This window comes from Carnobacterium sp., assembly GCF_040274945.1.
Taxonomy (GTDB): Bacteria; Bacillota; Bacilli; order Lactobacillales; family Carnobacteriaceae; genus Carnobacterium_B.
The window spans coordinates 180463-192187 of sequence record NZ_JBEMAR010000002.1; the positions used below are offsets into that span (position 1 = coordinate 180463).

Consider the following 11725-nt stretch of genomic DNA (forward strand, 5'->3'; position numbering starts at 1 on the left):
ACACATTTTAGTACTATTACTGCTTAGATAATTGCAATAGCAACCATCGTGAGTAAGAATAAGAAGGATACGACTTTCATCGCTTTTTTTACTAAGAAAAATTCGCCATTTGCTAATTTAAAAATAGGATAGGCTACAAAACCAAAAGCTAATCCATCAACGATACTTGATGTTAAAGGAATCATCACTATAATTAAAAAGGCAGGGAACCATTCACTAAAATCATCAAATGGAATATGTTTTAAGTTTTCCATCATAATCGCTCCAGTTATTACAATAACAGGTGATAGTGCAGCATTTGGAATATAAGACAACAATGGTGTGAAAACTAGTGAAAGTAAAAATAGTCCTCCAGCAAACACAGCTGTTAAACCGGTCTTTCCACCAGCTTTAATACCAGATGCACTTTCAGCTGCTGGTATAGTCGGGCTCGTTCCAAGTAGACTTGATACAAGCGTCATGACTCCACTGACTTTAAAAGCGCTCGTAAAACGATTCTTATCTTCTAACATGCCTTCAAACAAACCTATAGATTCAAAAATTAAGATCATTGTCAAAGAAAATACGGCTAAAATAAACGGCACACTAAGGATTGTTGAAAAATCAAAAGCTCCTACAAGTGCGGGATAATTTGATAGATTACTCAATGAGAATGAAGAGGCTCCTGCTTCATGAACGCCAGTTACCAATGAAATAATAGTAATAACTGCAATTCCAATAAAAAAGCTTCCTGGTACGTTTCTTAGATAAAGCACACCGGATAATAAAATTCCAATGACAGCGAGTAAGACAAGCGGCTGAGACAAATCTCCTAACGTAATAAATGAGTTGGCTCCTCCATCCGTAAGAATACCACCATTTTCTAGTCCAATGACGACTAAGAAAAGTCCGATTCCGGCTGTAATACCGTGTTTTAATGAATCGGGAATCGCATCTACTAACAACTTGCTGATAGAAGTATAGGCAATACCAGTAAAAATTATTCCAGAGACAAAAACTACCGCTAAGGCTTGCTGCCAAGATAGCCCCAATGAACCTACGATTGTATACGTAAAGAAAGCATTAACTCCCATACCAGGAGTGAGCACCAGTGGAGCATTTCCCCATAAACCCATTAAAATGCTTCCAACAGCAGAAACTAAAATCGTACCGAACACACTTAACTCAGGTGGAATCCCTGCTTCAGCTAATATTAATGGATTGACTATAATAATATACGATAGCGCGAAAAATGATGTAATACCCGCTATCATTTCTTGTTTAATACTTGTTTGGTTTTCTTTCAATTTAAAAAAATTCACTATTTTTTTCTCCTTTTCGATGTGTTTTCTCAAACACAAGTAATCTGGAGACATGGGCTGCAGTCTTTTTAAAGCTTGCACAGCAAAAAAGAAAGTTTTCTTTCCTTACACGCCCCAACGTTTGATTTTAACATCTACAGCACAAAAAGTCATGTATTTTTTTTACGATAGAAAGACAAAAGAAGTATTCATAGAGAAATATATTTCTCTATAAATACTTCTTCATTTATCGATGCTTAAAATATAGTAGTCTTTGCTTCTTGACCTTGTTCTTTTATCAAAAGAACAGCTTTATTGGGTTGTAGTTGAATATGATTCAGTTGATTTTTGTCCAAAAAAGATGAGATTTTAAAATCATACTGCTCTGGAATAGCCGATGTTTCTAAACGATTCTCTTTATTAGCTGTGTTTAAAATCATAATGACAAACTCTTCTTGGTTGCTCAACCTAACGATTCCCATTAATTCACCCTGTGAAAAGGAATAAAAGTCCCCATCTTTCAAACTGGTTTCTTTGCTACGGATAGCAGCTAATTTTTTTACAAAAGTTTGAATCTCTTTATTCTCTTTTCCCCACGGATACATCCGGCGATTATCAGGATCTGCATTTCCTTCCACACCTGCTTCATCCCCATAATAAAAACAAGGAACTCCTGGAACAATAAATAATAAGACCATTGCTTGTTTTAACTTTGCTACATTCTGATTTAAAACAGTGTAGATTCTTTCGGTATCATGTGTGCCAATATTATTAAAATTACTTTTAAAAGCTTCTACAGGATAATTTTCTTTTAAATTCATCCACATCTCAGCAGCTTCTTGCGGAGTAATTGACCCTTGAAGAAGTCCAATAATAATTGCCCGAAAAGGGTAATTCATCGCCCCATGCAATTGACCTCCTTCAATGTAATGACGGCGTTTATTATAAGCAATTTTATTTGAGGCATCTTCCCACACTTCACCAATCAATACTGAATCTTCAACTGTTTCTTCTAATGCCAACCGTATCCCTTTTAGTACATCATCAGATAATTCATCAGCTACATCCAAACGCCAGCCGCCTAATCCTAATTTTGACCATTTTCGGATTACACTATTTTGATCTTTATACAAAAAGGACTGGACCTTTGGATTTTCTGTATTCAACTTTGGTAAATCTTTTACACCCCACCATGATTCATAGTGATCTGGAAATTTTTTAAACGTGTACCAATCAAAATAATGACTTTCCTTAGATTGATAAGCTCCCATTCCAGGATATGTTCCATATCGGTTGAAGTAACGGCTGTCTGCACCTGAATGGTTAAATACGCCGTCTAAAATAATCCGCATCCCAAACTCTTTAGCTTTTTGAATCAGTTCCTTAAACGTGTCTTGATCGCCAAACATTGAATCAATTTTCAGATAGTCACCTGTATCGTATTTGTGATTGCTTCGAGCTTCAAATAATGGACTAAGATATAAAATAGTGATACTCATTTCTTTTAAATAAGGTAATTTTTGGATGATTCCCTTTAAATTGCCACCATAAAATTCCCAACGAACAACTTCTCCCTTTTCATTTTTGATGTACATGGGCAGGTCCTCTTGATCAGCATAGAGAAAGGAATTTTTTTTAGGATTCAGCACTTTTCCGTCCTCAGTGCCATTGTAAAAACGATCTACAAAAATATGATACGCTATTCCCTCTCGGTACCATTTAGGTGAAGAATCTGTATATAAATAACTCGTTAGTTGATATGGCTTCACCTCATGTTCTCGTTTATAAACTTGGCCTTCTCCACCCTTAGACCGTTGATTGTTCCCATAGTAAACGACTTCGTCTTGTTGATTTTTTTGAACAAGTACTTTAAAAAAATAATAATACAATCCTTGTCCTTCCGTTAATTGAATCGTAACTTGGTATTGAAATTGTCCGATAGAATGCATCTTGACTTCAAATGTATCTCCAAAATCCTTTTGTACAATTAGGTAGACTGGTTCGATTACCGGCCACTTACATGTAATCGTAAAGGTTACTTTTTGATTGATCGGTACAGCTCCAAATGGTTTTTTATATTCTGATAACCACGAATTGTAATAAATCATTTCAGTCATTTTATTTCCTCAGTTCTATTGTAGTTGCCGTCTTATTAATCTTTTATATTGGCTGGTTGCCTTTTAAAAAAGAAGCCTGTTTTTCAGATTTCCCCTTAACATTCCATATTTCATCAGCGTAGCGCATGATTGTAAAATCGGCAGAAAACGGACCAGAACTTGCAATATTGATCAATGCCTTTTGGTTCCACGCCTGTTTGTCTTGATATAGGTTATCTGCTCTTTCTTGAGCTGCAACAAAACTTGCAAAATCTTGCAAAACATAATACTCATCATTAAATAATGTTAATGAGTCATAGATTACTTGGCCTTCTTCTTCGATACCTGGAATAGTACCATTGATTAGGCAATTTAGGACTCGAGTCAAACGCGGATTGGCTTCCATAACGGCTATCGAAGAATAATTACCCTCTCGATTCATCTGATTAACTTCGTCATTCGTCAAACCAAATAGAAAAATATTGTCTTCTCCTACTAAATCTTTAATTTCAATATTAGCACCATCCAATGTTGCCATGGTCAAAGCACCATTTAACATCAACTTCATGTTACTTGTTCCTGAAGCTTCTTTTCCTGCTAATGATATTTGTTCACTGATATCTGCAGCTGGAATAATCAACTCGGCTAATGAAACACCATAATTTTCTACAAATACCACTTTTATTTTATTGCCTATATCTGGATCGTTATTTACTAACTGAGCTAATGCATTAATAAACTTAATGATTTGCTTTGCATAAACGTAGCTAGGAGCTGCTTTTGCTCCAAAAATAAAGACTCTTGGCTGTAAATCAAGGGTAGGATCGTCTTTGATTTTCAAATAACGGTCTAAGATATGCAACGCATTTAATAATTGACGCTTGTATGCATGTAGTCTTTTTATTTGCACATCAAATAATGCTGTAGGATCAATTTCAATACCGTATTTTTCTTTTGCATAAAACGCAAATCGTTTTTTATTTTCAAGTTTGATATCAGATAATTGTTTTAGTGTTTCTGGATCTTTTGAATAGACCTTAAACTGTCTTAATTCAGCTGGATTCGTTTTCCACTCTTGATCGATCTTATCATCAATCAGCTGCGTTAACTTTTCGTTAGCTAAATGAAGCCATCTTCTTTGCGTAATACCATTCGTTTTATTATTAAATTTAGATGGATACATTTTATAAAAATCGTGCAGCGTTTCTTCTTTTAAAATATCTGTATGTAATTGGGCAACCCCATTTACACTGTGACTTCCAATGATAGCTAAGTGCGCCATTTTAACATAACCGTCTGAAATAATAGTAGTACGATACGTCAATTCTTCTCCATATAAGGGGATTTTTCTATCTATATGACGTTGATTGATTGCTTCAATGATTTGATAAATACGAGGCAGCAACCCTTGAACCATATCGACCGGCCATTTTTCCATAGCTTCTTGCATGATGGTATGGTTGGTATAACTAATAGACTTTTTCGTAATATCCCATGCATTTTCCCAACTAAGTCCTTCTTCATCTAATAAAATACGCATCAATTCTGGAACACATAAAGCTGGATGTGTATCATTTACATGAATAGCGATTTTATTTGGAAACTCACTCCATGGCTGATTTTGTTTTTTGAAAAATCGTACAATACTTTGAATACCTGCAGATGTAAAAAAATACTCTTGTCTCAACCTAAGAAGCTGTCCTTCATAATTTGAGTCATCTGGATAAAGTACCTCTGTAATCTGGTTGACTACTTCTCGTTCAGCAATCGTCTTGTAACGTATCTCTTCTTCAGGGGGAATTTCAGCTGACCATAAGCGAAGATTGTTTACAACATCATTCTCATATCCTATCATTCCTGTGTCATAAGGCACTGCTAAAATATTTTGGGTATTCGAATAGATAGGGCGCAGTTTATTTTCGCCATCTTCTTTCAAATACACTTCGCCGCCATAACGAACCATGACAGCTTTATTTTCTTTTCTGACTTCCCAAACATTTCCGTTACGTAGCCAGTTTTCTGGCAATTCAACTTGATACCCATCTACAAATTTTTGTTGAAACAAACCATAACGGTAACGAATACCTGTACCGTTGCCCGGAATACCTAGAGAAGCAATTGAATCCATAAAACAAGAAGCTAATCGACCCAATCCACCATTACCTAAAGCTGGATCTACTTCTGATTTTACAATCGTTTCGAAATCTAACCCCATTTCAGCAATTCCTTCTCGCACAATATCTAAAATACCTAAATTCAACAAATTGCTTTTCAGCATACGCCCAGGTAAAAATTCCATTGAAAAATAGTAGACTTGTTTTACTTTTTTTTCTAAATACAGTTGATTGGTTTGGTTCCAATTATCAGAAGAATAACTTTTTATAAAATTGCCTAAAGCTGTATATTGCTGTATGGAAGAAGTATCTTCTAAATTTGAGGCATAAAGTACTTCAATTATTTTCTCGAATTCTTCTTTAAATTCAGTAGTTGTTAACATCATTATTCTCCTCTTATTCTTTTTGATTGAACTATTGAATCTTCTGGTAAATAAAGAAACTTCAACAGTCAAAATAAGAATAGTTGCCTATTTTTATGTGCCTGTTGAAGCTCTTCATTATGCTTTAACCATTGCTGTATAAACTTGTATATAATCGTTAGTGGATTTTTCCCAACTAAAGTCTTTAGACATTGCTTGTTTTACTAATGACGTCCAATTTTTAGGCTCATCATAATAAACCGTCAAGGCACGGTCAATCGTTTCGACCATGACAGTCGAACGGAAATCATTGAAACTAAAGCCGGTCCCTTCCCCTGTATATGGATTATAAGGTTGAACGGTGTCTTTTAATCCACCCGTTTCATGAACGATCGGCAATGTACCATACCGAAGTGAGTTAAGTTGAGACAATCCACAAGGTTCAAATGCTGAGGGCATAATAAACAAATCGCTTCCTGCATAGATATGCTGGGCTAGAGCCACATCAAAATCAACAATCACTTTAAATTTATCTGGATATTTCCAAGTGAAATAATTGAAACTGTCTTCGTATTCTTTTTCACCGGTACCTAATATGAGAACTTGAATATTACGATGCATCAGTTCATCAATTTTATCTCGCAATAAATTGCAGCCTTTTTGAGTTGTTAACCTACTCACCATAGACATTAATGCTATTTTCTCATTTACCGGTAATCCAACTCGCTCTTGCAAAGTTGTTTTATTAACCGTCTTTCCTTTTAAATTTTTTGTGGAAAAATGTGCTGGGATAGCATTATCTGTCTCAGGATCAAAGACCTCATAATCGATTCCATTTAAAATACCGCTTAACTTGTAACTATTGAACCGTAATACACCGTCTAAATTTTCGCCAAATTGAGGTGTTTGGATTTCCTGTGCATATGTTGGACTAACGGTTGTGACTTGATCCGCATAAAAAATCCCACCTTTTAAACAATTGATATCATCATAATATTTTAAGCCGTGTTCGTGAAAAGCATTGTACCCTATTCCATATAAATCAGATAATACAAGTTGGTCAAAAACACCTTGAAACTGTAAATTATGAATAGTCAAAATCGTTTTTATCGATTGGTAACTTGTGATCCATTGATATTTATCCTTTAGCAAAACAGGAATAATAGACGTATGCCAATCGTTCACATGCAGAACATCTGGGACAAATTCTATTTTTTCTAACATCTCACAAATAGCTTGTGCAAAAAAAGCAAATCGTTCGCTATCATCGTCAAAACCATAAATGCTAGGGCGATCAAAATAATACAAATTATCAATAAAGTAATAGATAACCTCATCTTTCCGTAACTTTTTAATCCCACAATATTGACTTCTCCAACCAACTTTCACTTCAAACTGCGCTACATCTACTAATTGATCTTTGTATTTTTGAGGCATCGTACCATACAATGGCAATACAACACGTACATCTATTCCTTGTTTTTTCAACTCTTTTGGCAAAGCACCTGCGACATCCCCTAATCCTCCGGTCTTAAAAAAAGGAGCACATTCCGCCGCAGCAAATAAAACTTTCATTTTTTCAGCTCTCCTTTTCAACTGTTATTTCGCTATTTTTTTCTATCACTATAGGATTTTCTTTTGTTCCTATTAATTGAACTCCCGGACCTATTTTTACACCTTTATCTAAAATAACGTATTGCAATTCGGCACCCTGAGCAATTTTACAGCCTTGCATAATCAAAGAATTTTTGACCGACGCTGTTTTTTCTATTAAAACTTTACGGAAAATAATAGAGTCTTCAACCGTTCCATCAATCACACAGTCACTTGCCAGCTGTGAATTACTGATATCCGCTTCTTTTGAATAATAGGTAGGCGCTCCATTTTTAACTTTTGTAATAACCGGTTGGCTACGATAAAATAACGCATTGTAATTATCTTCATCTAGCAAATCCATGTTCGCTTGATAATAATTTGAAATATTATCGATATTTTTTAAATATCCTGTATACTCATAACTATTTACGGTGGTTTCTTTTAGACTATGCCTAATTAAAACATTGATGTCTCCTTTTATTCGATTACTAGCTGCTTCTCTTGTTAATTCAATAAATTTTTCAGCTTTCATAATCGCGATGCCCATACCGATTGCTATTTTTGTTTCTTCACTTGGAAGTTCATGAGCTGTAAGCAAATCAATGACCTTACTTTCTCCTTCTCCTTCAAAAGTTAGGCATGTATCAATAGAATCCGGCGAACAAAATTCTCTGGAAACATTTTTATATACCACTGTGACGTCAGATTTACTTTCAATATGATTTCTCAAAACGGCCTTAAGATCGACATTGCACAGCATTTTACTACCCATAACAACGACATATCCTTTAGTCGAATGTTGGACAAAGTCTATTTGATCTTGGTAGTAACTGCTAATTTGCCCTGATTCCAACTGCTCAACAGCTTCTTTTATTTCGGCTCCAGAATGAATAAATAGCCCACCTCCAATGGTAGATTCCATTCCCCAAGGGTAACCACTTCGTACATGATCCATTAAAGCTCTTGCCCTACCTCTTACAAATATAGCAACTGACGTTACCTCTGCACTATAGAGACTAGAAAGTGGAAAATCAATTAACCTATACCGTGAACCAAATGGCAATGCAGCAACTGCTCTTCTTTTTGTTAAAGGCATTAATTGAGATTCTGATTCATCCAGATTCAATACTGCACATAATTGCTCATTAATCTTCATTTTTAAGCCCTCCTACCTCTTCTGCATAGCCAACAACCGTAATATTTTTTTCATCACCATTAAGTTGAGCTCCATCATGAATTTTTGCATTTTCTCCAATGATGGCACAATTGATTGTTACATTTTCTCCTATGGTCACATTTGCCATAATCAAGCTGTCTTTTATGATAGAGTTTTTACCCACTTTAACATTATGAGATAAAATAGAATGATTGACCTCCCCAGCGATATAGCATCCATCTGCAATCATAGAATCTGAAACTTTAGAAGATTTTGTCAAAAATTGAGGTGGCGCAGAAGGATTTTGTGTGTATACCCTCCACGATGAATCTCTTATGTTTAAGGCATGGTTTGGATTTAAAAATTCCATATTTGCTTCCCACAGACTTTCAATTGTTCCAACATCTTTCCAGTAATCTTTAAATGCATAAGCAAATATATTTTCACTATTTCTTAAGTAAGCTGGAATAACATCTTTTCCAAAATCTTCCATTGTACGGTTTTTAGCGTGGTTATCAACGAGGTAACTTTTTAGCATAGGCCAGTCAAAAATGTAAATTCCCATTGAAGCTAAATTGCTTTTAGGTTCTGATGGTTTTTCTTCAAATTCAATAATTCGGTCTGTTTGATCAGTATTCATAATTCCAAAGCGAGGTGCTTCTTCAAGAGGAACCGGAATGACTCCTACTGTTAAAGCTGCATTTTTTTCTTTATGGAATGTAATCATATCTTGATAATCCATTTTATAAATATGATCACCTGAAAGAACTAATAGGTATTCTGGATTATACCGATCAATAAAATCAATATTTTGATAAATAGCATGAGCCGTTCCCTTAAACCACTTTTCTCCATCAACACTTGAATAGGGTTGTAGAATAGTAGCCCCACCATCATGTGTATTCAAGCCCCAGCTTTCTCCATTTCCGACATGAGTATTTAGCTCCAGAGGCTGGTATTGAGTCACAACGCCCACATTCTTGATTCCGGAATTAGCGCAATTACTTAACGCAAAATCAATGATTCTATATTTCCCACCAAATGGTACAGCCGGTTTAGCAATATCTTTAGTTAATTTTCCAAGCCGAGTTCCTTGCCCTCCTGCCAAAATCATAGCTAACGTTTCAGTTTTTTTCATTATACTATTGGAAGAATCTGCTTAGCATTCTTCCTCTACCCTCCTTTTTATCCATTAATTTTTTGGGACTCCAAAAATTCTTTTTGGTCGTAAAATCAAAACACTCATTGCCGGTACAATCAATTCAATGGTGTAATCTTGCTGGTGAGTCATTTCTTTTGTCGTTTTCAACGGCCCTTGCTGGGTTGTCCAGACTCCTCCGTATTCCTGCATCTCAGTATTTAAATATTCTTCGTAGACTCCTTCAAAAGGAACGCCTACTTTATAGCCTTTACGTTCATTTGGAACAAAATTACAAATAACGATTACAAAGTCACGCGGTTTTTTTCCTTTACGTATGAATGCTAAAATGGTTTCAGCAGCATTATCCGCATCTAAAATTTGGATACCTTGCGTTTGATGGTCCATTTCCCAAAGTGAGCGTTCTTTTTTATACAGCAAATTTAGTGATTCCATAAAATACAAATGTTTAGCATTCATTTCATCATCTAAGCTTTGCCATTCCAATCCTTCGTGAATTCGCCATTCCAGAAACTGACCAAAATCATTTCCCATAAAATTCAACTTTTTACCTGGGTGAACCATCATATACGCTTCTAACGTGCGTAAGCTGGAAAATTGATTGTAACGATCACCTGGCATTTTATGTATCAAAGATTTTTTTCCATGGACCACTTCATCATGCGAAAATGGCAAAATAAAATTTTCGTTGAATGCATACATAAAAGAAAAGGTGATTAAATTAAAATGATGCTTACGAGATGACGGATCCATTTCAAAAAACTTCAGTGTGTCATTCATCCATCCCATATTCCATTTATAGTTAAAACCTAAGCCTCCCATATAGACAGGTTTTGTGACTTTTGACCATGCGGTACTTTCTTCAGCAATCATAAGTGTGTCAGGATGCCTTTCAAATACTTTTTCATTTAATTTTTGTATAAATTCTACACCCACCTTATTATGGTTGCTTCCGTCTTCATTAGGAATCCACTCACCAATATCATAATCGAGGTACAACATACTTGATACTGCATCAACTCTTAACCCATCTAAATGAAATTGTTCGATCCAATAAAGAGCATTTGAAATCAAAAAACTCTGAACTTGGTCCTTTCCTAAATCAAAATTCATCGTACCCCATCGATTGTTTTCTGCTTTATGCTTATCTTTGTATTCAAATTGAGGTGTTCCATCAAAATAAACCATTCCGTAATCATTTCGATTGAAATGACCCGGTACCCAATCCATTAACACACCAATATTTGCCAGGTGAGCTGCTTCTACAAAATTTTGAAAGTCTTCCATAGTACCAAATTTCGAAGACAACGCATAATAACCAGTCAGTTGATACCCCCAAGATGCGTCTAAGGGATGTTCCATCAATGGCATAAATTCAATATGTGTGTACCCCATTTTTTTTACATAAGGAATTAATTCTTGCTGCAATTCGGGAATGGAGTACCATGAATCATCTTCATGGTGTTTCCAAGAGCTGAGGTGTACTTCATAAATGTTTAGTGGGCGTTCATAAATAGAAAAGCGTTTCTTATTTGCTGTCCAAAGGCCATCTCGCCATTTTTTTTCCGGCAAATCTTTTACGATCGATGCATCGTTAGGTCTTACTTCAAATTCAAAAGCATATGGATCAATTTTTAATTTTACCGTTCCATCAAATTGCTCTATTCGATATTTATAGCATTGTCCTTCAATTGCTTGATCATTGAACATCGTCCAACAGCCAGTTTTTCCGATTCTTTCCATTTCAATTCCCATATGCCAATCTGAAAAATCTCCTACTAAACCTACACTTTTTGCATTGGGAGCCCAGACAGTAAAACGAAAACCATTATTTCCTTCATAATTTTCATATTTACACCCCATAGTTAAATAACTATCAAAGTGTTCTCCGTTATTAAATAAGTACAATTCTTTTTCAAGTTTTTCCTTAATATCTTCATTCATGGATCGATTCGCCAATTG

The 11725-nt window shown here is 35.3% G+C and carries 7 protein-coding genes; all 7 read right to left on the bottom strand.

The window, feature by feature from the left end:
* Positions 1-23: 23 nt before the first annotated feature.
* The 7 genes from ABS916_RS03265 to glgB all read right to left on the bottom strand — a co-directional run bounded on the left by ABS916_RS03265 (position 24) and on the right by glgB (position 11707).
* Positions 24-1301: an NCS2 family permease gene (locus ABS916_RS03265; protein WP_350450543.1), complete on the bottom strand. Its 1278-nt coding sequence runs from the start codon at positions 1299-1301 to the stop codon at positions 24-26.
* A gap of 236 nt (positions 1302-1537) precedes the next feature.
* Positions 1538-3397: a glycoside hydrolase family 13 protein gene (locus ABS916_RS03270; protein WP_350450544.1), complete on the bottom strand. Its 1860-nt coding sequence runs from the start codon at positions 3395-3397 to the stop codon at positions 1538-1540.
* A gap of 43 nt (positions 3398-3440) precedes the next feature.
* Positions 3441-5876, bottom strand: coding sequence for a glycogen/starch/alpha-glucan phosphorylase (locus ABS916_RS03275; RefSeq protein ID WP_350450545.1), 2436 nt, complete (start codon positions 5874-5876; stop codon positions 3441-3443).
* 114 nt (positions 5877-5990) lie between these two features.
* Entirely contained in the window at positions 5991-7427 is a 1437-nt protein-coding gene (gene glgA / locus ABS916_RS03280; protein ID WP_350450546.1) for a glycogen synthase GlgA, read from the bottom strand.
* Between the two features lie 4 nt (positions 7428-7431).
* Entirely contained in the window at positions 7432-8604 is a 1173-nt protein-coding gene (gene glgD / locus ABS916_RS03285; protein ID WP_350450547.1) for a glucose-1-phosphate adenylyltransferase subunit GlgD, read from the bottom strand.
* Complete coding sequence (locus ABS916_RS03290) at positions 8594-9742, bottom strand: glucose-1-phosphate adenylyltransferase (protein WP_350450548.1); 1149 nt, start codon at positions 9740-9742, stop codon at positions 8594-8596. The genes glgD and ABS916_RS03290 overlap by 11 nt, the downstream gene beginning before the upstream one ends.
* Before the next feature lie 54 nt (positions 9743-9796).
* Entirely contained in the window at positions 9797-11707 is a 1911-nt protein-coding gene (gene glgB, locus ABS916_RS03295; protein ID WP_502880579.1) for a 1,4-alpha-glucan branching protein GlgB, read from the bottom strand.
* Between the last annotated feature and the right edge of the window lie 18 nt (positions 11708-11725).

Coding starts and splice junctions, on each gene's coding strand:
- glgD (WP_350450547.1), bottom strand. CDS start 8,604: ATGAAGATTAATGAGCAATTATGTGCAGTATTGAATCTGGATGAATCA.
- ABS916_RS03270 (WP_350450544.1), bottom strand. CDS start 3,397: ATGACTGAAATGATTTATTACAATTCGTGGTTATCAGAATATAAAAAA.
- glgB (WP_502880579.1), bottom strand. CDS start 11,707: ATGAATGAAGATATTAAGGAAAAACTTGAAAAAGAATTGTACTTATTT.
- glgA (WP_350450546.1), bottom strand. CDS start 7,427: ATGAAAGTTTTATTTGCTGCGGCGGAATGTGCTCCTTTTTTTAAGACC.
- ABS916_RS03275 (WP_350450545.1), bottom strand. CDS start 5,876: ATGATGTTAACAACTACTGAATTTAAAGAAGAATTCGAGAAAATAATT.
- ABS916_RS03290 (WP_350450548.1), bottom strand. CDS start 9,742: ATGAAAAAAACTGAAACGTTAGCTATGATTTTGGCAGGAGGGCAAGGA.